Source organism: Streptomyces sp. NPDC057617 (assembly GCF_042800555.1).
Classification (GTDB): domain Bacteria; phylum Actinomycetota; class Actinomycetes; order Streptomycetales; family Streptomycetaceae; genus Streptomyces.
Window position 1 is genome coordinate 188,641 of record NZ_JBHVGV010000010.1, and the last position, 22,236, is coordinate 210,876.

The window sequence follows — 22,236 nt, forward strand, 5'->3', positions numbered from 1 at the left end:
GCGGCTCAGGAGTCGTCCTTCTCGGTGAGGACCGGGAAGCGCCTCGGGGCGAGCAGGAGCAGTACGAGGAGCGACAGCGCCGCCGCGAACGCCGCGCCCAGATAGACGTGTTCCACCGCCGCGTCCACCGCGCGGCGCAGAAAGTCCGTGGCCTCGGCGGAGAGGGAGGACGGCTTCTCCAGGGCGCGTGCGACCGAGTCGAGGTCCTGGGGAAGGCCGGGGGAGGGCGGGTCGGCGAGCCGGGAGGCCAGCACCGTATTGGCCACCGCGCCGAACACCGCGGCGCCCACGCTCTGGCCGACCTGACGGCAGAAGAGGATGGACGCGGTCGCCGTACCCCGCTCCGACCAGCCCACGGTCGCCTGCACCCCGATGATCAGGGGGAGTTGGAACAGTCCGAGTGCCGCGCCGAGCAGCAGCATGATCAGCGCGGGCTGCCAGGCCTGCCCGGGGAAGGGGAGCAGGGGGAAGGCCAGCAGGACCAGCAGGGCCAGGGAGATCCCGATGACGGCGGTCTGGCGGAAGCCGATGCGGTTGTAGACGCGGTTGGAGAAGGCGGCGCTGACCGGCCAGCTCAGGGTCATCGCGGAGAAGACGAAGCCGGCGGCGATCGGCCCGAGGCCGAGCACGGACTGCGCGTACGTCGGGAGGAAGACGGTCGGGGCGACCATCAGCAGCCCGAGCGCGCCGAGCGCGAGATTGACGGCCGCGATGGTGCGGCGGCGCCAGACCCAGCCGGGGATGATCGGTTCCGCGGCCCTGCGTTCGATGACGACCGTGACCGCGGCGAGGACGGCGGCGCCGCCGAGGAAGGCGAGGGAGGGCGCGGAGAGCCAGGGCCAGGCGACGCCGCCCTGAACGAGGGCGGTGATGAGGAGGGCACCGGTCGCGAAGACACCGAGGGCACCGGCCCAGTCGACGCGGTGGCGTTCGACGGATGCCGTGCGGGCCGAGCGGCTCGTACCCGTACCCGTACCCGTACTGTTTGCGCCGGTACGGTGCGTACGGCCCGGTTCGCGGAGGTACTTGCCCACCAGCCAGAGCGCCACCACGCCGACCGGCAGGTTGATCAGGAAGATCCAGCGCCAGTCCGCGTACCCCGCGAGCAGCCCGCCCAGCGCCGGTCCCGCCACCGAGGAGGTGGCCCAGACCGAGGACAGCTTGGCCTGGATCCTGGGGCGTTCCTTGAGCGGGTAGAGGTCGGCGGCGATGGTCTGCACCGTGCCCTGGAGCGCGCCGCCGCCGAGGCCCTGGACGACGCGGAAGGCGATCAGCGAGGCCATGCTCCAGGCGGTCGCGCAGAGCAGTGAGCCGACGAGGAAGAGAGCGATGCCCGTGATCAGGACGGGCTTGCGGCCGAAGGTGTCGGAGAGCTTTCCGTACACCGGCAGGGTGACCGTCACGGCGAGCAGATAGCCGGAGAACAGCCAGGAGAAGACGGCGAATCCGCCGAGGTCGCCGACGATCTGCGGGACAGCCGTGGAGACGATGGTGCCGTCGAGGGCGGCGAGCGCCATGCCCATCATCAGGGCGGCGACCACCGGGCCTCTGCCGCGCTCACGCGGTGCGGGCTGCGGTGGGGCGGGTGAGGGTGCTCCGGGCGACGGTGGGGCGGGTGCCTTCGGGGCGGAGGGCTCTGGGGCGGGTGCCTTCGGGGCGTAGGGCTTTGGGACGGACGACGGCCCCGCCGGAAGCCACTCCGCCGGGGCGGGACTCGTCGGCGGGGCGTCGGGTATCGCTTCGGTACGTCCGGTGTCCTCGGTGCTTCCGCCGGCGCCGCTCACGGCATTCCTTTCCCTATGCATGTATCTCCTTGGGGGACACCCTCTCACTGCACCCTCCCGCCGCGGGAGGGTGCGGCCCGTGCCATGGACCCCGGAGTGCGGTGCGCCAAAGGGTCCACCCAGAGGCTCCCCCTGGGGGCGGAGACCCCTAGGGGGTTCTCCTTATTTCCGCCCGGGGGCGGTTCGTCCCGGTGGAGGAGGAGAAGGCGGGGCCCTGTTCTTTACCGTGGTCTTACGGCTGGGGAGGGCGTACGAGGGGGGCTCTCCGCAGCAGAGGGGTGGGGAAAACCCCAGGCGAAGTCTGCGCTGCGCACCAGCGCGGAGCGCCCGCGAAGCGAGCAGACTCAGAGCACGAAATCACCGGTGAACCGACCTACCTCACCGGCGCCTTGCCCAACGATGAAGCGACTTAGGAGACATACCGTGACAACGGCTGTAACGATCCCCAAGCAGGGGGGCACGGGAGGGCGTACGGCCGTCGCGGCGCGAGCGCGGCAGGTCGTCAAGGCGTACGGCTCCGGGGAGACCCGGGTCGTCGCGCTCGACCATGTCGATGTGGAAATCGCCCGCGGCCAGTTCACCGCGATCATGGGCCCGTCCGGCTCGGGCAAGTCGACGCTGATGCACTGCCTCGCCGGGCTCGACACCGTCACCTCGGGCGAGATCCATCTCGACGAGACCGAGATCACCAAGCTCAAGGACAAGCACCTCACGCGGCTCCGCCGCGACCGGATCGGCTTCATCTTCCAGGCGTTCAACCTGCTGCCGACGCTCAACGCCCTGGAGAACATCACGCTGCCCATGGACATCGCGGGCCGCAGGCCGGACGGTCCCTGGCTCCAGCGGGTCGTGGAGACGGTGGGCCTCGCCGACCGGCTCAAGCACCGGCCGACGCAGCTCTCCGGCGGCCAGCAGCAGCGGGTCGCGGTGGCCAGGGCGCTCGCCGCCCGGCCCGAGATCATCTTCGGCGACGAGCCGACCGGCAATCTGGACTCGCGTGCGGGCGCCGAGGTGCTGGGCTTCCTGCGCAGGTCCGTGGACGAGCTGGGCCAGACGATCGTGATGGTCACCCATGACCCGGTCGCCGCGTCGTACGCGGACCGGGTGCTGTATCTGGCGGACGGCAGGATCGTGGACGAGATGTTCCGGCCGACGGCCGACGCCGTACTCGACCGTATGAAGGACTTCGACGCGCGGGGGCGTACGTCGTGACCGTGTTCAGAACCTCGATGCGCAACTTCCTCGCGCACAAGGGACGGATGGCGCTCTCCGCCGTCGCGGTCCTGCTGTCGGTGGCCTTTGTCTCGGGCACCCTGGTGTTCACGGACACGATGAACACGACCTTCGACAAGCTCTTCGCCGCGACCTCGTCGGATGTCACGGTCAGCCCCAAGTCGGCCCAGGCCGCCGACGAGATCTCCCAGACCGGCAGGCCCGAGTCGCTGCCCGCCTCACTCGTCGAGACCGTGAAGAAGGCGGACGGGGTCGAGTCGGCCGAGGGCGCGGTCAGCAGCACGAGCGTGACCGTCGTCGACGCCGACAACGAGAATGTGGGCGCGACCAGCGGCGCTCCGACGATCGCGGGCAACTGGACGCGTAACGACCTCCGTTCGATGGAGATCACCTCGGGCCATGCCCCGCGCGGCCCCACCGAGGTGATGGTCGACGCCGACACCGCCGAGAAGCACCACCTCGCGATCGGTGACGAACTGCGCACGATAGCGGTCACGGGCGACTTCACGGCGAAGATCTCCGGGATCGCCACCTTCACCGTCACCAACCCGGGCGCGGCCGTCATCTACTTCGACACGGCGACCGCCCAGCGCCAACTGCTCGGAGACACCGGCCGGTTCACGCATGTCAATGTCACCGCCGCGCCGGGTGTCAGCGACAGCACGCTCAAGCAGGATGTCGCGGCCGCGATCGGCGGCGGACCGTACAAGCTCCAGACCCAGCAGGAGGCCGCGGACGCCAACCGCGCCGATGTCGGCTCGTTCCTCGATGTGCTGAAGTACGCGATGCTCGGCTTCGCCGGGATCGCCTTCCTGGTCGGGATCTTCCTGATCGTCAACACCTTCTCGATGCTGGTCGCGCAGCGGACCCGGGAAATCGGTCTGATGCGGGCGCTGGGGTCGAGCCGTAAGCAGGTCAACCGCTCGGTGCTGCTGGAGGCCGTGCTGCTCGGCGTGGTCGGCTCGGCGGCCGGGGTCGCCGCCGGGGTGGGGCTCGCGGTCGGTCTGATGAAGCTGATGGGCGCCGTGGGGATGGAGCTGTCCACCGACGACCTGACCGTGAAGTGGACGACCCCGGTGGTCGGGCTGGTGCTCGGTGTTGTGGTCACGGTCGTCTCGGCGTACATGCCCGCCCGGCGCGCCGGGAAGATCTCGCCGATGGCCGCGCTGCGCGACGCGGGTACGCCCGCCGACGCACGGGCCGGCTGGGTCAGGGCGATCATCGGACTGGTGCTCACGGGTGCCGGCGGGGCCGCTCTTCTGACGGCGACACGCGCCGAGGAGGCGGGCGAGGGCTCGCTGTTCCTCGGGCTGGGCGTGGTCTGCACGCTGGTCGGCTTCGTCGTGATCGGTCCGCTGCTCGCGGGCGGGCTGGTGCGGGTGCTGAGCGTGGTCGTGCTGCGGATGTTCGGCCCGGTCGGGCGGCTGGCCGAGCGCAACGCGCTGCGCAATCCGCGGCGTACGGGAGCGACGGGCGCGGCTCTGATGATCGGGCTCGCGCTGGTGGCCTGTCTGTCGGTGGTCGGTTCCTCGATGGTCGCCTCGGCGACGGACGAACTCGACAAGTCGGTCGGCGCGGACTTCATCATCCAGTCGGGCAACGGCCAGCCGATCATGCCGCAGGCCCAGGCGGCGCTGGAGAAGGCGCCGGACATCGAGCATGTCACCGAGTACAAGTGGGTGGACGTCAAGCTGACTGCCCCGGACGGGAAGACGGACTCGGACGGCATCGTCGCCGCGGACCCGACGTACGCCCAGGACCTGCGCCGCGAGACCGTCGAGGGTGAGCTGTCCGGGGCGTACGGCAAGGGCTCGATGTCGGTCGGCGACGCCTACGCCACCGAGCACGGCGTACATGTCGGGGACGCGATCTCGGTCGTCTTCCCCGGCGGAAAGACCGCGGATCTGAAGGTCGCGGCGATCACCTCGGACGACACGAACGTCGACAAGGGCGCGATGTACACCAACATCACGACCGTCGAGCAGTATGTGCCGGCCGAGAAGATGCCCAAGAACATGATCATGTTCGCGGCGGCGGTCGACGGCAAGGAGAAGGAGGCGTACGCGGCGCTCAAGGACTCGCTGGCCGCCTATCCCCAGTACAAGGTGCAGGACCAGACCGACTTCAAGCAGGACCTGAAGGACCAGATCGGCCAGCTCCTGAACATTGTGTACGGCCTGCTGGCCCTGGCGATCATCGTCGCGGTGCTGGGCGTGGTGAACACCCTGGCCCTGTCGGTGGTGGAGCGCACCCGCGAGATAGGCCTGCTCCGCGCGATCGGCCTCTCCCGCCGCCAGTTGCGCCGCATGATCCGCCTGGAGTCGGTGGTCATCGCCCTCTTCGGCGCCCTGCTCGGCCTGGGCCTCGGCATGGGCTGGGGCACGGCGGCCCAGAAACTCCTGGCCCTGGAGGGCCTGGGCGTACTGGAAATCCCCTGGCCGACGATCCTCACGGTCTTTGTGGCCTCGGCCTTCGTGGGCCTGTTCGCCGCTCTGATACCGGCCTTCCGGGCGGGCCGTATGAACGTACTGAACGCGATCGCGACGGAGTAGGGCGATAAGGTCTAGGGTCTGCCTTCTGGGTCTGGCTGGATCAGGGAGCGGGGTCTGGTGCCGTGGATCGCAAGGCGGAGGAAGGAGCCCACGCGGAGGGGGTCCCTCCCACGCCCTTGAGGCTGTGGGGGAGTAGGCGACCACGACAACGCCGCGAGGCGCGGTGCCAGGGCACGCGAGCCCAGCAAGATCCTGAAGGCAGACCCTAGATGTCCCGGCCTCGGTGGGCGACCTCCAACACCCACCGGGGCCGGGGCTGTTGCGCCGTACGATCCCGAGCGCGGCCCTGACGGCCGACCGGGGCAGGCCCTGACGGTCCGCGGCGCCGGGATCGACCACCCAGCGCATGGCCACAGCCGGTTCCCACGAGCGTGCAACGCGTTCACGGGTTGCCGGCGCACGACTCCTTTCGCCTCGGCGGAGAGCTTGGCTCACTGGAAGCCGGCCCGGGCGCTCGCACTGCGAGGACGCCCGGCACCCGGAACCGGCGTGCCGCAGTCCCTGCGCGTTTCGCAGCCTCTGCGAAGGAGACCGCCGGGTTGGCCGGCGAGCGGAAAGAGGCGCGCGCTTCGGCGGCGACAGCCAGGCCTCGTTCGGACCTGGCGGCGGCCTCGGAGTTGCGATTCCGAGGCCGCCGTTCCATCTGTGCCATGAGTGCGGGTCCCGCCGTACGCGTCAGTGGGCGACGATCTGCTGGAGCGCCGCACCCTGGTAGCGGGCGCCCGCGTTCCAGAGGATGAACGAACTCATCTTGTTGGCCGCCGCGGCCTTGATCTGCTCGGCCACCTGCTTCGGCCCGTACGTGCTGCCCATCGAGAAGTCCTGGAGCCACGGGACGACCTCGGTCTGGGTGCCCTTCGTCAGCCGGGCGAAGTCCGCGAGCGAGCGCTGCACGATCGCGTACGGGGCGGTGTCCGGGTTGGCGACGCCGTACTCCCCGGGACCCCAGTGGGACGGGTAGACCATCGGCGCGATGTAGTCGCTGACCTTGGCCAGCGCCGCGATGTCCTGGGCTATCTCGGTGGGCCGGGTGGCGGCGATACCGAAGACCGAGACGCCGAGGTACCTGGCGTGCGGGCGCATCGCGGTCCGCGTGTCGGAGACGAACGAGGTGATGGACTGCTCGGGCGTCGCGGACCCGATGCCCGGGAAGCGCATCTTCGACAGCGGGCCGTCGGGACGGCGGACATAGTCGTAGAGGACGTCGTCGAAGCCGAGCTGAGCCGCCTCGACGGCGAGGTCCTGGTTGTACTTGCGGACGGTCGGGTCGGCGAAGTTGGTGAAGGCCAGCTTTCCGTAGTGGCCGCCGCCGGCGTACGCCTGTCCGTCGGGCGTCTGCACGACCTGGTTCTTCTTGCCGGACTTCCAGGCCGCCGTGGCGAGCTTGGGGTCGCGGAAGGCGACGATACGGCCGATGACCTGGGCGCCGGCCTTGTGGATCTCGGCGATCGCCTTACGGGCGTCGTAGTAGCCCTTCGCCGCGCCGATCTGACGGGCCAGCGGCACCTGGGAGGCGTAACCGACCTCGCCGTCCTCGTCCTTGACGTCCAGTTGTACGGCGTTGAGCTTGCCGCTCCGGACGAGGGCCATGACGTGGGTGCGGAGGGCGTCGTTGCCCCAGCCGATGGCGGTGATGTGCGCGGCACGGATCATGGGACGGCGACCCCGGGCGTTCACGTCCTTGGTAGTGGTGTTTCCGGCGCGGTCCGCGGCGGTGACGTTCACAACAGGTGTGCCCTTGGGCACCGTGATCTTGAACGCCCCGGACTTGTCGACGGAAATCTCCTTGCCGTCGGCGGTCACCTTCGCGTCGGTGCTGGTCTTGCCGGTGATGGTCACGGATTTGGCGGTGCTCTTGATCTCCGGGTCGGCCACCTTCAGCTCGGGCGCGGTGGAGTCCACGGTGAAGTCCACCACCTCCTTGTACGAGACGAGAGGGAGGCTGCTGGCGCCCTTCACCACCAGGGTGTGCTTGCCCTCGGGCAGCAGGCGCGGGAGGCCGATCTTCAGACGGGCGCCCTGGGCGATGACGGGGATCGCCGCGCCGTCGAGGGTGGCGCGCACCTTGGCCCGGCTGCCGGCCGCGTCGGCGTCGAGGTAGGCGCTGAGCTGTGCGACCTTGCCCCCGTTGAGCACAGAGCCGTCGGCGATGCCCTGCACGTTCGGTCCCAGTGCGAGGAAAGTCGTCCAGCCCACTCCGGCCAGTGTGATTGCCCCGGCCGTCGCTATCAGGGCGCGCCGGCGGGTCGGACGGCGCTGACCGTAGGAGAAGGCGGAGTTCGATATGTGTCTCGTGCCCATCATGACGTCCTTCGTGCGGTGGTCGGGGGTGGTCCCTCCATTGATTGCCAAGCGGTGTGCTTTTCCTCATCTTCTGACCGTATTTCACACGAAAGGCCGTGTCCGGCCCCGGCGTGGTGACTGCGCCATCCAGGGGACTGTGCGGTACGGGGACTCCCGTCGCCGGTAGGGATGGCGCGACACATTCGCCTTGGAGGTCCGTCATGCGCCACCCGCTCGTCCCGCTCTGCGCCCTGGCAGGCGCCGCACTGCTCGTCTCGGGCTGTTCCTCGGGATCGTCGACCGGTGAGGCGGCCGCCCCGGCGGCGGCCAGCCCCGTCGCCGTGGACCCGGCGAAGGTCGGCGCCGACGAACTCGGCCAAGTGCCGGTGCTGATGTACCACCAGCTCACCGCGAAACCGGCCAGCGTCTACGACCGCACCCCGGCCGATTTCCGGGCCGAGCTGGAACGCCTCGCCCGCGAGAAGTACGTACCGGTCACCGCCCGGGACTTCCAGACGGGCCGCATCGACATCCCGGCCGGAATGCACCCGGTGGTCCTCACGTTCGACGACTCGACCAACAGCCAGGTGCGCCTCGGCCAGGACGGCAATCCGGCGCCCGACACGGCCATCGCGATCCTGGCGGAGACGGCGAAGAAGTACCCCGCGTTCAAGCCGGTGGCGACCTTCTTCGTCAACGCGGACGCCTTCTCGGCCACCGGTTCCGCCACGGCGCTGACCTGGCTGAACAAGCACGGGCACGAGGTCGGCAACCACACCGACCGCCACCAGAACCTGCGCTCCCTGGACCAGGCGGGCGCCACGAAGGCCATCGCCGGCGGACAGCAGGCGATCGTGAAGGCCGCGCCCGGCACCCGGGTCACGTCCCTCGCCCTGCCCTTCGGCGCCATGCCCCAGCAGGCCGGTGTCGCCGCGCGCGGAACGGGCTACCGCTACGACGGGGTGTACCTCGTCGGCGCCAACCCCTCCGTCTCGCCGTTCGCCAAGAACTTCACCCCCCAGGCGATCCCGCGGATCCGCTCGGCGGGCCCCAAGGACGCGGACGCCGAGTTCGGTTCGTCACGCTGGCTGGACAAGCTGGCCGCCGCGAAGAACTGGTACGTCTCGGACGGCGACCCGAACACCATCGCCTTCCCCCGCACCTCCCAGGACCAGGTGGCCCCGGCCTTCGCCTCCCGCGCCCGGCCGTACTAGGCGGGTGTGCGGAGAAGGCGGCGGGGCGCTGGGCCCGGCCGCCGTCAGTGCTGCGGACGGGCAGTGGTCGACGCGCGGTCCCGGTCGAGCGGGTCACCATCCGGCCGGCCGGTGATCCCGGGCAGGTCGCGAACGTACGCGGAAACTCCACGGAGAACGGGGCCGGCACCATCCACCGGCCCCGGCCGGCCCCGTCTCGTACCTCCGGACCGGTGGACCACCCCCGAGGCGCCCCCGGTGTCCGAGGCGCGTCGTAGGCTGGAGGACTCCCGGCCCGTCTGACGTGTCGGGTGCTCCGCGTTGCCCACCGCCTGGATGGAACCCCCTTCATGAGCCTGCACGGTCTGCTGGACGCCGTAGTACGTGATCCGGCGCTCGCCGAAGCGGTGAAGGCCGCCACCGCCGGTCACCGTACGCATGTCGACCTGGTCGGACCGCCCGCCGCGCGGCCCTTCGCGGTGGCCGCGCTGGCGCGCGAGGCGGGGCGGCCCGTGCTGGCCGTGACCGCCACCGGGCGGGAGGCCGAGGACCTGGCGGCGGCCCTGCGTTCGCTGCTGGACCCGGACACCGTCGTCGAGTACCCCTCCTGGGAGACGCTGCCGCACGAGCGGCTCTCGCCCCGCTCCGACACCGTGGGCCGCCGTCTCGCCGTGCTGCGCCGCCTCGCGCACCCTTCGGCGGACGATCCGACGGCCGGCCCGGTCAGCGTGGTCGTCTCGCCCGTACGGTCGGTGCTCCAGCCGCAGGTCAAGGGGCTCGGCGATCTGGAGCCGGTGGCCCTGCGCTCCGGGCAGAGCGCCGATCTGAACGAGGTGACGGAAGCGCTGGCGGCAGCCGCGTACGCCCGCGTCGAGCTGGTCGAGAGGCGCGGCGAGTTCGCGGTGCGCGGCGGCATCCTGGACGTCTTCCCGCCCACCGAGGAACACCCCCTGCGGGTGGAGTTCTGGGGCGACGACGTCGAGGAGATCCGGTATTTCAAGGTCGCCGACCAACGTTCCCTTGAGGTCGCCGAGCACGGACTGTGGGCGCCCCCCTGCCGTGAACTGCTGCTCACACCGGAGGTACGGGAGCGGGCCGCCGCGCTCGCCGAGGCCCACCCCGAGCTGGGCGAACTGCTCGGCAAGATCGCCGAGGGGATCGCGGTCGAGGGCATGGAGTCCCTCGCCCCCGTCCTCGTCGACGACATGGAGCTGCTGCTCGACGTCCTGCCGGCCGGTTCGATGGCCCTGGTGTGCGACCCGGAGCGGGTGCGGACGCGGGCGGCGGACCTGGTGGCGACCAGCCAGGAGTTCCTCCAGGCGTCCTGGGCCGCCAGCGCGGGCGGCGGCGAGGCCCCGATCGATGTCGGCGCGGCCTCGCTCCGGGGTATCGCGGACGTCCGGGACCGGGCGCGTGAGCTGGGCATGATGTGGTGGTCGGTGTCCCCGTTCGCGGTGGACGAGGACCTCAGCGAGGAGTCCATCACGCTCGGGATGCGCGCCCCCGAGTCGTACCGCGGGGACACGGCCCGCGCCCTCGCCGACACCAAGGGGTGGCTGGCCGAGGGCTGGCGGACGGTGTTCGTCACGGAGGGGCACGGCACGGCGTCCCGTACGGTCGAGGTGCTCGGCGGCGAGGGCATCCCCGCCCGGCTGGACACCCCCGGCGCGAAGGGTGCGAGCGGCGCGCACGGGCTGGCCGGGATCACGCCGTCCGTGGTGCATGTCGCGTGCGGCTCGATCGACTACGGATTCGTCGACCCGGACCTCAAGCTGGCCGTGCTCACCGAGACCGATCTCTCCGGCCAGAAGGCGGCCGGCAAGGACGGCGCCCGGATGCCGGCCAAGCGCCGCAAGACCATCGACCCGCTCACCCTGGAGACGGGCGACTACATCGTGCACGAGCAGCACGGCGTGGGCCGCTATGTGGAGATGGTGCAGCGTACGGTGCAGGGCGCGACGAGGGAGTATCTGCTCGTCGAGTACGCCCCGGCCAAGCGCGGCCAGCCCGGTGACCGGCTCTACATCCCGACCGACCAGTTGGAGCAGGTCACGAAGTACGTCGGCGGCGAGGCCCCGACGCTGCACCGGCTGGGCGGCGCGGACTGGACGAAGACGAAGGCGCGCGCCAAGAAGGCCGTCAAGGAGATCGCCGCCGATCTGATCAAGCTGTACTCGGCGCGGATGGCGGCCCCCGGCCATGCCTTCGGCCCCGACACGCCCTGGCAGCGGGAGCTGGAGGACGCCTTCCCGTACGTGGAGACGCCCGACCAGCTCTCGACGATCGCCGAGGTCAAGGAGGACATGGAGAAGACGGTCCCGATGGACCGCCTGATCTGCGGCGACGTCGGGTACGGCAAGACGGAGATCGCGGTACGGGCGGCCTTCAAGGCGGTCCAGGACGGCAAGCAGGTCGCCGTCCTCGTACCGACGACACTGCTGGTGCAGCAGCACTTCGGGACGTTCTCCGAGCGGTACGCGCAGTTCCCGGTCTCCGTGAAGGCGCTGTCCCGCTTCCAGACGGATACGGAGGCGAAGGCGACGCTCCAGGGGCTGCGGGAGGGGGCCGTCGATGTGGTGATCGGTACGCACCGGCTGTTCTCGTCCGAGACGAAGTTCAAGGACCTGGGCCTGGTCATCGTGGACGAGGAGCAGCGCTTCGGCGTCGAGCACAAGGAGCAGCTCAAGAAGCTGCGGGCCAATGTGGATGTCCTCACCATGTCCGCGACGCCCATTCCGCGGACGCTGGAGATGGCGGTCACCGGTATCCGCGAGATGTCGACGATCACCACGCCGCCGGAGGAGCGGCATCCGGTGCTGACGTTCGTCGGGCCGTACGAGGAGAAGCAGATCGGCGCGGCCGTCCGGCGCGAGCTGCTGCGCGAGGGCCAGGTCTTCTACATCCACAACCGGGTGGAGTCGATCGACCGGGCCGCGGCGCGGCTGCGCGAGATCATCCCCGAGGCGCGGATCGCGACGGCGCACGGGCAGATGTCGGAGGGCGCGCTGGAGCAGGTGGTGGTGGACTTCTGGGAGAAGAAGTTCGATGTGCTGGTCTCCACGACGATCGTCGAGTCGGGTATCGACATCTCGAACGCCAATACGCTGATCGTGGAGCGCGGTGACAACTTCGGTCTGTCGCAGCTCCATCAGCTCCGTGGCCGGGTGGGGCGGGGGCGGGAGCGGGGGTATTCGTACTTCCTGTATCCGCCGGAGAAGCCGCTGACCGAGACCGCGCACGAGCGGCTCGCGACAATCGCCCAGCACACGGAGATGGGCGCGGGCATGTACGTGGCGATGAAGGACCTGGAGATCCGCGGCGCGGGCAATCTGCTCGGCGGCGAGCAGTCCGGGCATATCGCGGGCGTCGGCTTCGACCTGTACGTACGGATGGTGGGGGAGGCGGTCGCCGACTACCGGGCGTCGGTGGACGGCTCGGTGGAGGAGGAGCCGCCGCTGGAGGTCAAGATCGAGCTTCCGGTGGACGCGCATGTCCCGCACGACTACGCGCCGGGCGAGCGGCTGCGGCTCCAGGCGTACCGTGCGATCGCCTCGGCGAACACGGAGGCGGACATCACGGCGGTCCGCGAGGAACTGACCGACCGCTACGGCAAGCTCCCCGAGCCGGTCGAGAACCTCCTCCTGGTGGCAGGGCTCCGCATGCTCGCCCGCGCCTGCGGCGTAGCCGAAATCGTCCTCCAGGGCCCGAACATCCGCTTCGCCCCGGTGGACCTGCGCGAGTCCCAGCAACTCCGCCTGAAGCGCCTCCACCCCCGCACGGTCATCAAACCGGCAGCCCACCAGATCCTGGTCCCCCGCCCGACAACGGGCAAGATCGGCGGCAAACCGGTGGTGGGACGGGAACTGCTGGCGTGGACGGGGGAGTTCCTGGCGACGATTCTGGGGTCGTGATTCCGGGTTCGTAGGGGGCGGTGCGCTGTCGCGTCAGGCGACTGAGTCAGGCGACGCGGCCGACCTTGAGGATGTGCACGGTGACGGTGTCGCCGTCCGGGCGGTAGAGCACTCGCCAGTTTCCGACGGAGAGGCGCCAGTAGCCGGAGTTCCCCAGCGCGCGGGCCGCCGGCGGAGAGGGGTCGTCGGCGAGAGCCCGCACGGAGGCCGCGCACTCCTTGGCGCCGACCGGGTCGATCCCGCGGAGCCTGCGGAACTCCGCCATGGCTTGGTGCTGCCACACCACGGTGTGGCTCACGAGGCGGCTGCCCGCAGGTCTTCGGCTTCCAGCTCGGCCATGAAGTCGTCGTGGGCCATCGGCGGGCCGGTGGGGGCCGCTTCGCGGGCGGCGGCTTCGGCGATGTCGGCGGCGTCCCTCAGCCGTCGCAGCTCCTCCAGCTCCTCTATCGGGATCAGCGCGGCCGCAGGCCTGCCGTACTCGCTGATCACGATGTGCTCATGGCCGTGGCGGACCCGGCCGACAAGCTGCCCGAGCTGGTTACGGGCTTCCACGAGTGGATACGTCTCCATGCCGGAACTGTACACACCGGCAGGTGTGGCGGGTGCATACAGACCTGATCGGGTGAACCCCATGGAGCCGGGGCGTAGGCTGCGCCCCGTGGGTGGACTTGGTGGGTGGGCGGGGCGGGCGGCGGTTCGGGGGGCGGGGGTTGCTCTCTTGGGGCTTGTGCTGGCCGGCTGTACGGGGGAGTTGGGGGCGGGTCCTGCGGAGCCGTCTGTGTCCGCCGCCGCCGCCGGCGGTGGGGCCGGGCCGTTGGGGAATCCTCGGGGGACGGAGCCGGGGCTCGGGGTGATCGGTTCCGAGGCCGACAGGGCGGCCGCGCGGCAGCTCATCGGTGCGCTGCGGACCGCCGGGCGCGGGCCCAAGACCGGGTACGAACGGGACAAGTTCGGCTATGCCTGGATGGACACGGCGGACGGCGTCCCCCTCGCGCGCAACGGATGCGATACGAGGAACGATCTCCTGGCCAGGGACGGACAGGACGTCCGCCTGCGGTCCGGTTCCGACTGCGTCGTCGTGTCGATGACGCTGCACGATCCGTACACCGGCAAGGACATCGACTGGACGAAGCAGAAGGCGGCGGCCGTCCAGATAGACCATATGGTCCCGCTGTCGTACGCCTGGCAGATGGGCGCGGCTCGCTGGGACAAGGACAAGCGCGAGCAGCTCGCGAACGACCCCTTGAACCTCATCCCGGTCGACGGCCCGTCCAACAGCTCCAAGGGCGACTCGGGCCCCGCCTCCTGGCTCCCGCCGGACCGCGGCATCCGCTGCTCGTACGCGGTGCGCTTCGCCCAGGTGGCCACCAAGTACGAACTCCCGGTGACGGCCCCGGACAAGCGGACGATGCTGGCCCAGTGCGGCGGATGACCACCCGTCAGGCCCGGGGAGACCGCTCCCCCGTGAGGGTCTCCCCGGGCCCGGCGGTCGTCAGTCGGTGAGGTTGTCCAGGTCGACTATGTCCTTGTCGGCGGGGACTTTGGCGGGGACGGGCTTGTTGTAGTCCGTGAAGGCCATCGTTCCGGCGTCCTTGCCCTTGACGACTACCTTCAGCAGATACGGCTTGCCCTCGGTGGCGACATACATGGTGTAGTCGGACGTGCCGTCGGTCTCGTAGAGCGTGATCGCCTGCTGTCCGTCCACCGTGGTGAGCGGCCCCTTGCGGGCGACGCTGTCGCCGTTCTCGAACTCGGCCAGAAAATCATCGAGATCGCAGAACTCCATGAGGTCCTTGGCGTCCGGAGCCTTGCCGTCGGTCTTCACCCAGCGGTCGGCGAGCATCTTGACCACGGCGTCGGTCTCTTCCTTGGGCTGTCCCTTGCCCTGGGCCCGCAGCATCTCCTCATCGAACTTCATATAGACGGTCGCGCCGACTTTGGAGAGGGTCGCGGTGCCCTCGCCGTTCATCGACATCGTGCCCGCGCAGTTGCCCTTCTTGTCGAGAGCCATGTCGGTGAGGACGGTCCCCGTGCCCTCCTTCGTATCGGCCTTGAGCGTGAGGGAGGAGGCGGCACGGACCACGGCGAAGGACTTCTTGACGATCTCGGGGCCCGAGAGGTCCGCGAACGGCTCGGCCTTCTTGGCGGAGTTCTTGCCGGAGCCGGAGTCGGAGCCCGTGCTGGCGCCTGTCCCGGTGTCGGTGTTGGAGCCGCCCGAGCCCTTCGTGTCGGACGCCCCGCAGGCCGCGAGGGTCAGGACGGCGGCCGCGCAGACCGCGGCGAACGCGCCTCGGCGGAATCGGGGTGCGGTGGTGACAGTCATGAGGTTCTCCGGGAATTCAGGAGGGTGAGGAGCGTGGAAGCTGTGTGGCTGGAAGTGAAGTGCGTGGTTACGGGGCTGACTGCGGGGCGGCTCAGAGCTTCAGCTCCCACTGCGACGTGTCGTGCAGGATCCCCGGGCCGACCTCGACCGTGAGCGCCTTGGCGGCGGCCGGGGAGTCGAACGCGAACACGGCCGTGGCCTTCTTGCCCGGCAGGATCGTGCCGCTGAAGCCGGTTCCGGTGGTGTCGTCGTAGATCGACTCGGCCTCGACACCGTCCGCGCCGGCCCGCGCCGTGACGGTCGTCAGTCCGGCGTCGAACTTCTCCTTGCCGGCGTTCTCGATCACCACGGTCACCTTGTAGGCCTTGTTGCCCCGGGTGTGGCCGACCGCGTACTCGCCGGGGGTGTAGGCGACCGGCTCCGAGACCGTGACGGTCAGATCGTCGTCGTAGACGGCGGAGTCGCCGGCCGAGAGCGCCTTGCCCTTGGCGTCGCCAGAGCCTCCGCTCGTACCGTCGCCCGCTCCTGGGGCGGAGCTGACCGAGGGCGTCGCCTTGTCGAGTTCCTTCACCACCTCGCCCACGAAGACGAAGGTGAGGGCCGCGCCCACCACCGCCAGGACCAGGGCGAGCGAACCGAGCACAACACCCGACGTGGCCACCCCCTTGTTCGTCGCCTCGCCGCGTCTGGCTCTGCCCCGGCCGGCCAGCCCGAGGATCAGCCCGATCAGGCCGAGGACTCCGGCCAGCCAGAAGAGGAACGGGATCACGCCCGAGAGGGCGCCGATGATCCCGAGGACCAGCGAGGCGACGCCAAGGCCGTTGCGGGCCGCGGGAGTGCCGAGCCCTGGCGGCACCGAACCCTGCGGGTACGGCGACGGCTGCTGATACGGCTGAGAGGGCTGCGACATGGGTGTGCCTCCGGGACAGACGTGGCGAGGTGAGATGGGTACGGCGTGTGTACGCGAGCCGGAAGCCCGGCAGGCGTGACCGGGACTTCAAGGCTGCCCCGTCTGGCGATGAGTCAATGAGACCAGAAGCTGTGAACCGAGTCAACATTATTCACGCTTGCGGGGTAGGTCTACGCTGTGAACGGGAGGGTCCGTCCACGCCGCTATGCTCTACGCCACAGCAGAGCCCAAGACCCCACAGAGCCCTACGGTGAGAGGGAGGCAGCCAGGTGCCGGAGAACGCAGCAGAGGTCACGGCCGCGGGAATCGCCCGGCTCGCGGGGGTGGGACGGGCCGCCGTCAGCAACTGGCGGCGGCGGCACAGCGACTTCCCCCAGCCCGTCGGCGGCACCGAGACCAGCCCCTCCTTCGCCCTGACCGAGGTCGAGCGATGGCTGCGTGACCAGGGGAAACTCGCCGAAGTACCGCTCCGCGAGCGGGTCTGGCAGGAACTGTCGGGCGACAGCGCGGGCACCGCCACCGCCCTGGTCCGCGCGGGCTGCGTCCTGCTGCTCGTACGGGACAGGCCGACGCGATGGCGGTATCTGGCCGCGGCCCCGGACGACCGGTTCGCCGAGCTGCTGCCGACGGCCCTCAGCGAGGTGCTCGCTCCCCGCTTCGGCGACTGGACGGAGAGCGCTGTTCACAGCCCGATTGCCCGTGAGCTGCTCCCGTCGGTATCGCTGCTGCGCAATGTCGGCGAACTCGCGGCGGAGCTGGGCGCTCCCGAGACCTTCGAGTTCCTGCTCGGCCGCCATCTCGACGCCAATCCGCGCCAGTACACGCTCACCCCGCCCGAGGCCGCCGCGCTGATGGCCGCCCTGGCCGACCCGGTCGCGCCCGACGGCGCCCCGGCCAGGAAGGCGACCGTCCTCGACCCCGCCGCCGGCGCCGGCGCCCTCCTGCGCGCCGTACCGGACCCCGGTGTCCTGTACGCCCAGGACGCCGCCCCCGAACTCGCCGCGCTCACCGGGCTGCGTCTCGCCCTCCACACCGACGCCGAGATCCGGGCGCGCGCCGGGGACACGCTGCGCGCCGACGCCTTTCCACGCCTCGCCGTCGACGCTGTGCTCTGCCATCCGCCGTTCAACGAACGCAACTGGGGCCATGACGTGCTGGCCTACGATCCGCGCTGGGAGTACGGTTTCCCGGCCCGTACGGAGTCCGAACTCGCCTGGGTCCAGCACGCGTTGGCCCGGCTCAGGCCCGGCGGTACGGCCGTCCTGCTGATGCCGCCCGCCGCCGCGTCCCGCCGCTCCGGCCGCCGCGTGCGCGCCGATCTGCTGCGCCGGGGCGCGCTGCGCGCCGTGGTCGCCCTGCCCGCCGGTGCGGCGCCCCCGTACGGCATCCCGCTCCACCTCTGGGTCCTGCGCAAACCGGTCGTGGGGGAGCGGCCCTCGCCCGAACTGCTGCTGGTCGACACGGCCGAACTCTCGGCGGGCGGCGGCCGGGACAGTGTCGACTGGACGACCGTCCACGCCACCGTCCTCGACGCCTGGCAGCCCTTCGACCGGCGGGGCACGGCCGAGGAGCGGCCGGGCGTCAGCCGTGCGCTGCCCGTCGTCGAACTCCTCGACGACGATGTGGACCTGGCGCCCGCACGCCATCTCCCGCCCCCGGCCGCCGCGAACGGTACGGCCGAACTCGCCCTCGTACGCGAGCGACTGGCCGACACTCTGGCGCTGACGGCCGAACTCACCCCGCCCGGCGCCCCGTTCACGACGAGCGACGAGTCGGCCGCGCCCGCGCCCGCCCACCGGCTCACCACCACCGTCGGTGAACTCGCCCGCGCGGGAGCCCTGGTGCTGTACACGGGCGGCTCGGGCGCCACCCCAGAGGCCGCAGCCGCCCCCGCCACGGACAGCGCGCACGCGCCCGTACCCGTCCTCACCGAGCACGACCTGCTCGCGGGCCGCGCCCCCTCGGGTGTGCTCCCCGACGGGGCGCCAGAGGAGCCCGTACGGATCGAGGAGGGCGATGTTGTCGTGCCGGTCCTGGGCGGCGGCGCGGTCGCCCGGGTCATGGACGCCGCCATGGCCGGCGCAGCGCTCGGCCGCAACCTCCAGTTGCTGCGGCCCGATCCGGCCGCGCTCGACCCCTGGTTCCTGGCCGGATTCCTGCGCGGCACCGCCAACACCCGGCAGGCCAGCAGCTATGCCTCCACCGCGACCCGGCTCGACGCCCGCAGGCTCCAGCTCCCCCGGCTCCCGCTCGCGGACCAGCGGCGGTACGGGGAGCACTTCCGGGCGCTGGCCGCGTTCGAGGACGCGCTGAGGCTGGCGGGGCAGCTCGGCGAGCAGCTCGTACAGGGGATGTACGACGGTCTGGCGGACGGCAGTCTCGTGATGTGACGGCAGCGTCGTGGTCTGATCAGCACGGCAACTGATCAGCTCGGCAACGGTTATGCACAACCCCGACCCGTTGTCCGCGCCGGTGTATACGCTCAGATCCGCACCGTTTTCGTATCCGCTTTCGTATCGGCGTCCCTGGCCGGATGCCGCCGGATGCGTTTCGGTGCCCGAGCCCAGTCCACCAGGCATCCAGGAGCAAGCAGTCATGTTCGGCCCCGGCTTCGCGCCGACGCCCCCTCAGCGACCGCACATCGCCACGCTCATCACGCTGCGCGTGGTGTTCGTGGCTCTTACGGTGCTGAGCTTCGGATTCCTCGGCTGGGCGGCGATGCTGAGGATCGCGATCATGCGGCGCCGGGCGGTCGATTGGGTGCTGTGCCTCGTCGCTCTCGCCTGGGAGTGCGGGTCTTTTCTGTACATGGCAGAGAGTGACGACACGGAGGCGTCGAACTGGGACATAGTTCCGCTGACCCTGCTTGTGCTGTCGATAGTTGCGGTCACGGCCTATTACCTGATCGTTGACATCGGGTACTACGACCAGAGCGGCCGAATACCGGCGGTCCCGTACACGCCCCCGCCGTACGGGTACGGCTATCCGCCCCCGTACGCCGCTCCCGTCCGGCCCCAGCCTCCGGTCCAGCCCCAGCCCCAGCCCCAGCCCGCGCCGCCGCGGACCCCGCCCCGTATCGACCAGGTCCGTGCCGAGCTGGACGAGCTGAGCGACATCCTGCGCAAGGGCCAGGACGGCCGGGAAGGCCAGGACGGCCGGTGAACGGACGGGTCATTGCCGGCCGTTACGAGCTGTCGACCCTGATCGGGCAGGGCGGCATGGGCCAGGTGTGGACGGCGTACGACCAGCGGCTCGACCGCCGGGTCGCGGTCAAGCTGCTCCGTCCCGACCGGATGGCCGCCGCCACCGCGGCCGACGAGATGCGCCGGCGCTTCGTCCGGGAGTGCCGGGTCACCGCCCGGGTCGACCACCCCGGTCTGGTCACGGTCCATGACGCGGGCAGCGACGACGACGACCTCTACCTCGTCATGCAGTACGTCGAGGGCGCCGACCTCGCCGACCATCTCGCGGAGCACGACCCGTACCCCTGGCCGTGGGCGGTCTCGGTCGCCGCGCAGCTCTGCGCCGTACTGGCCGCCGTGCACGCCGTGCCGATCGTCCACCGCGACCTCAAGCCGCGCAATGTCATGGTCAGGCCGGACGGTACGGTCATCGTCCTCGACCTGGGCGTCGCCTCCGTCATCGACTCCGACACCACCCGTCTCACCCACACGGGATCGCCCATCGGCAGCCCCGCCTATATGGCCCCCGAACAGGCCATGGGCGGCGCGGTCGGCCCGTACACCGATCTGTACGCGCTCGGGGTGCTCCTGCACGAACTGCTCAGCGGGGGCGTCCCGTTCGCGGGCACCACCGCCCTCGGGGTGCTGCACCGGCATCTGTACGAGGCTCCTGTGCCGGTCCGCAGGATCAGGCCCGAGATACCCGAGGCGCTGGAGCTGATCGTGCTGCGTCTGCTCGCCAAGGACCCGCAGCACCGCCCTTCCGGCGCGCAGGAGGTGTACGAACAGCTCACCCCGCTGCTGCCGTCGCGCGGCGGCCACGCGGCGGGACCGCTCGACCCGACGCGCCCCTTTCTGCGCCCGCACGCCCCCTGGCCCGACCGGGCCACCACCCCGCCGACCGCCCCCGCGCCGCAGCAGCAGCCCGTACCGGCGGGGCGGCCGGATGTCGCCGCCGCAGTGGACGAGGTGAAACGGCTGCTCGGCGAGGGCAGCATCACCCGGGCCGTGGACATCCTCGGCGGCATCCTCCCGGCCGCGGCCGCGGAGCACGGCGAGCAGTCCCCGGTCGTCCGTATCCTGCGCAAGCAGTACGCCTCGACGCTGATGGACGACGGGCAGTACCGCCGCGCGCTGCCCGAACTGCGCAGGCTCGCCGAGGACCGGGCGGCGGAGGCGGGGCCGGGCGACCCGCAGACGCTCCAGTTCCGCTACGACGCCGCGCAGTGCCTGGAGCAGCTCGGCGAGGCGGCCGCCGCGCTGGCCGAGTACCGCGCGGTCCTGCCGTACTACGAGAACGGGCAGCCGGGCGCCGCCACCGACCCGGGCCGTGCCTTCGGCATCCGGCACCGGGTGGCCCATCTGCTGCTGGCGGTGGGCGATCACGTGGCGGCCCAGCAGCAGTTGCAGAGCCTGCTCTGGGACTCGGAGCGCGCGTACGGGGCGTACCACGCGCTCCCCGTCGAACTGCGCCGGACCCTGGAGCGCCAGCAGCGGTTCAGGGCCTGAGCGCGCCGGCACGGCCGAGGGGCTTGAGTGCGCCGACACGGCAGAGGGGCCCGAAAACGCCGGTACGACCGAGGGGCCTGAGCGCGGCGGAACGGCCGAAGGACCTGAGCGTGTGCGACGCCCAGGCCCTCATGCTCCTCAACCCGGCTCCGGACCTCAGCGGCCCTGCAGCGCCTTGACGTTGTTCCCGAAGGTCCAGTTCTTCGACCCGTCCCAGTTGGCCGACCAGGTCATCAGGCCCTTCAGACCGCCGTTGTACGTGTTCCAGGCCTGCGCGACCAGGTTCGGCGCCATATAGCCGCCCCCGGCGCCCGGCTGCGCCGGAAGTCCCGGGACCTGCTTGTCGTACGGGACCCGGATCGTGGTGCCCTGGATGACAAGTCCCCGGTTGAGGCAGTCGGTCTGGGCGGTGAACCCGGCGACCGTACCGGCGGAGTACGAGTCGCCCGAGCACCCGTACATGCTGCCGTTGTAGTACTGCATGTTCAGCCACCACAGCCGGCCGTTGTCCGCGTACTTCTTCACGATGGGCAGGTACGCGCCCCAGATCGAGCCGTACGCCACGCTGCCACCGGTGACATAGGCCGTCTCGGGTGCCATCGTCAGGCCGAAGTTCGAGGGCATCCGGGCGAGCACACCGTCGATGATGCGGATGAGGTTGGCCTGCGAGGTGGAGAGCGTGTTGATGTTGCCGCTGCCGACGAGGCCGGTCTCGATGTCGATGTCGATCCCGTCGAAGTTGTACGTCTTCAGGATCGGCACGACCGTCTCCACGAACCGGTCGGCGACGGCGCTGGAACTGAGGTCGATACCGGCCGTCGCGCCGCCGATCGAGAGGAGCGTGGTGAGGCCGGAGGCCTTGGCCTGGCACATCTCGGCCGGGGTCGCGACCTTGACCGTCGCGTCCATTCCGTCCTGCCAGAGGACCGTGCCGTCCGAGCGGATGACCGGGAAGGCCGCGTTGATCACGTTGTAGCCGTGCTCACGGATACGGCTGTCGGTGATCGGGATCCAGCCGAGCGGCGGGTGGACGCCATTGGCCGCGCCGTCCCAGTTCTCCCAGTACCCCTGGAGCACCTTGCCGGTGGGCTTCGACTTGACCGCGCAGGTCACGTCCTGCGCCGCGGCCTCGGCCCGGGGCGCGGCCGGTGCGGCGGCGACCAGGCCCTGCATGACGAAGGCCAGGGCGAGGCCGGCCCCCAGCAGACGTACCGTCCGAGCGATCACACCGTGCTCCCTTCTCGCCACGGCCGGCCGCCACCACCCTGGGGTCGGTGGAGGTGCCCATGACAATCAACACTGGCTGAGTGGGCGGAAATCACGGCTCAACGTAAGTTGGTCCAGACCTTTCGTCAA

The 22,236-nt window shown here is 70.6% G+C and carries 15 protein-coding genes; 8 read left to right on the forward strand and 7 right to left on the reverse strand.

All coding sequences use genetic code 11. The annotated features are described in order from the left end of the window. Window positions 1-5: 5 nt before the first annotated feature. A complete protein-coding gene (locus ACFU9P_RS24875) occupies window positions 6-1,526 on the reverse strand; it encodes an MFS transporter (protein WP_384084799.1) in 1,521 nt (506 codons plus the stop codon). A 681-nt stretch (window positions 1,527-2,207) separates the two neighbouring features. Here ACFU9P_RS24875 and ACFU9P_RS24880 point away from each other — a divergent pair. Together ACFU9P_RS24880 and ACFU9P_RS24885 are read left to right on the forward strand one after the other, a co-directional pair. Continuing rightward, a complete protein-coding gene (locus ACFU9P_RS24880; RefSeq protein ID WP_376375990.1) occupies window positions 2,208-2,996 on the forward strand; it encodes an ABC transporter ATP-binding protein in 789 nt (262 codons plus the stop codon). Continuing rightward, a complete protein-coding gene (locus ACFU9P_RS24885) occupies window positions 2,993-5,569 on the forward strand; it encodes an ABC transporter permease (RefSeq protein WP_384084550.1) in 2,577 nt (858 codons plus the stop codon). Before ACFU9P_RS24880 ends, ACFU9P_RS24885 begins: the two co-directional genes overlap by 4 nt. A 675-nt stretch (window positions 5,570-6,244) precedes the next feature. Here the strand turns inward: ACFU9P_RS24885 and ACFU9P_RS24890 are convergent. Further along, entirely contained in the window at window positions 6,245-7,921 is a 1,677-nt protein-coding gene (locus ACFU9P_RS24890; RefSeq protein WP_376375986.1) for a putative glycoside hydrolase, read from the reverse strand. A 152-nt stretch (window positions 7,922-8,073) separates the two neighbouring features. Here ACFU9P_RS24890 and ACFU9P_RS24895 point away from each other — a divergent pair, with 152 nt between their 5' ends. Together ACFU9P_RS24895 and mfd are read left to right on the forward strand one after the other, a co-directional pair. After that, window positions 8,074-9,066, forward strand: a complete 993-nt coding sequence (locus ACFU9P_RS24895; RefSeq protein ID WP_384084554.1) for a polysaccharide deacetylase family protein — start codon at window positions 8,074-8,076, stop codon at window positions 9,064-9,066. A 329-nt stretch (window positions 9,067-9,395) separates the two neighbouring features. Further along, window positions 9,396-12,956, forward strand: a complete 3,561-nt coding sequence (gene mfd / locus ACFU9P_RS24900; RefSeq protein WP_384084557.1) for a transcription-repair coupling factor — start codon at window positions 9,396-9,398, stop codon at window positions 12,954-12,956. A 46-nt stretch (window positions 12,957-13,002) separates the two neighbouring features. Here mfd and ACFU9P_RS24905 read toward each other — a convergent pair whose 3' ends face one another. Together ACFU9P_RS24905 and ACFU9P_RS24910 are read right to left on the reverse strand one after the other, a co-directional pair. After that, entirely contained in the window at window positions 13,003-13,254 is a 252-nt protein-coding gene (locus tag ACFU9P_RS24905) for a type II toxin-antitoxin system RelE/ParE family toxin (RefSeq protein WP_384084561.1), read from the reverse strand. Further along, window positions 13,251-13,526: a type II toxin-antitoxin system Phd/YefM family antitoxin gene (locus tag ACFU9P_RS24910; RefSeq protein ID WP_376375978.1), complete on the reverse strand. Its 276-nt coding sequence runs from the start codon at window positions 13,524-13,526 to the stop codon at window positions 13,251-13,253. Before ACFU9P_RS24910 ends, ACFU9P_RS24905 begins: the two co-directional genes overlap by 4 nt. Before the next feature lie 61 nt (window positions 13,527-13,587). On the opposite strand from ACFU9P_RS24910, the gene ACFU9P_RS24915 reads away from it, so the two are divergent. Next, window positions 13,588-14,388: an HNH endonuclease family protein gene (locus ACFU9P_RS24915; protein ID WP_384084566.1), complete on the forward strand. Its 801-nt coding sequence runs from the start codon at window positions 13,588-13,590 to the stop codon at window positions 14,386-14,388. 60 nt (window positions 14,389-14,448) lie between these two features. Here ACFU9P_RS24915 and ACFU9P_RS24920 read toward each other — a convergent pair whose 3' ends face one another. Next, window positions 14,449-15,279, reverse strand: a complete 831-nt coding sequence (locus tag ACFU9P_RS24920; RefSeq protein WP_384084569.1) for a hypothetical protein — start codon at window positions 15,277-15,279, stop codon at window positions 14,449-14,451. Window positions 15,280-15,370: 91 nt separating this feature from the next. Next, window positions 15,371-16,189 (reverse strand): DUF4190 domain-containing protein, encoded by an 819-nt coding sequence (locus tag ACFU9P_RS24925; RefSeq protein ID WP_384084572.1) that lies wholly within the window; start codon window positions 16,187-16,189, stop codon window positions 15,371-15,373. A 269-nt stretch (window positions 16,190-16,458) separates the two neighbouring features. Here ACFU9P_RS24925 and ACFU9P_RS24930 point away from each other — a divergent pair, with 269 nt between their 5' ends. The 3 genes from ACFU9P_RS24930 (at window position 16,459) to ACFU9P_RS24940 (ending at window position 20,880) form a co-directional block, all read left to right on the forward strand. Next, window positions 16,459-18,579: an N-6 DNA methylase gene (locus tag ACFU9P_RS24930; protein WP_384084575.1), complete on the forward strand. Its 2,121-nt coding sequence runs from the start codon at window positions 16,459-16,461 to the stop codon at window positions 18,577-18,579. Window positions 18,580-18,784: 205 nt separating this feature from the next. After that, window positions 18,785-19,351, forward strand: a complete 567-nt coding sequence (locus ACFU9P_RS24935; protein ID WP_384084578.1) for a hypothetical protein — start codon at window positions 18,785-18,787, stop codon at window positions 19,349-19,351. Further along, entirely contained in the window at window positions 19,348-20,880 is a 1,533-nt protein-coding gene (locus tag ACFU9P_RS24940) for a serine/threonine-protein kinase (protein ID WP_376375965.1), read from the forward strand. The genes ACFU9P_RS24935 and ACFU9P_RS24940 overlap by 4 nt, the downstream gene beginning before the upstream one ends. Before the next feature lie 156 nt (window positions 20,881-21,036). On the opposite strand, the gene ACFU9P_RS24945 is transcribed toward ACFU9P_RS24940, so the two are convergent. Further along, on the reverse strand, window positions 21,037-22,104 hold the full coding sequence (locus ACFU9P_RS24945; RefSeq protein WP_384084802.1) for a chitinase: 1,068 nt from the start codon (window positions 22,102-22,104) through the stop codon (window positions 21,037-21,039). Window positions 22,105-22,236: the final 132 nt, after the last annotated feature.

Excerpts from the sequence above, each read along its gene's own strand:
- ACFU9P_RS24875 (WP_384084799.1), bottom strand. The coding sequence starts at position 1,526 with ATGATGGGCATGGCGCTCGCCGCCCTCGACGGCACCATCGTCTCCACG.
- ACFU9P_RS24895 (WP_384084554.1), top strand. The coding sequence starts at position 8,074 with ATGCGCCACCCGCTCGTCCCGCTCTGCGCCCTGGCAGGCGCCGCACTG.
- mfd (WP_384084557.1), top strand. The coding sequence starts at position 9,396 with ATGAGCCTGCACGGTCTGCTGGACGCCGTAGTACGTGATCCGGCGCTC.
- ACFU9P_RS24910 (WP_376375978.1), bottom strand. The coding sequence starts at position 13,526 with ATGGAGACGTATCCACTCGTGGAAGCCCGTAACCAGCTCGGGCAGCTT.
- ACFU9P_RS24915 (WP_384084566.1), top strand. The coding sequence starts at position 13,588 with ATGGAGCCGGGGCGTAGGCTGCGCCCCGTGGGTGGACTTGGTGGGTGG.
- ACFU9P_RS24920 (WP_384084569.1), bottom strand. The coding sequence starts at position 15,279 with ATGACTGTCACCACCGCACCCCGATTCCGCCGAGGCGCGTTCGCCGCG.
- ACFU9P_RS24925 (WP_384084572.1), bottom strand. The coding sequence starts at position 16,189 with ATGTCGCAGCCCTCTCAGCCGTATCAGCAGCCGTCGCCGTACCCGCAG.
- ACFU9P_RS24935 (WP_384084578.1), top strand. The coding sequence starts at position 18,785 with ATGTTCGGCCCCGGCTTCGCGCCGACGCCCCCTCAGCGACCGCACATC.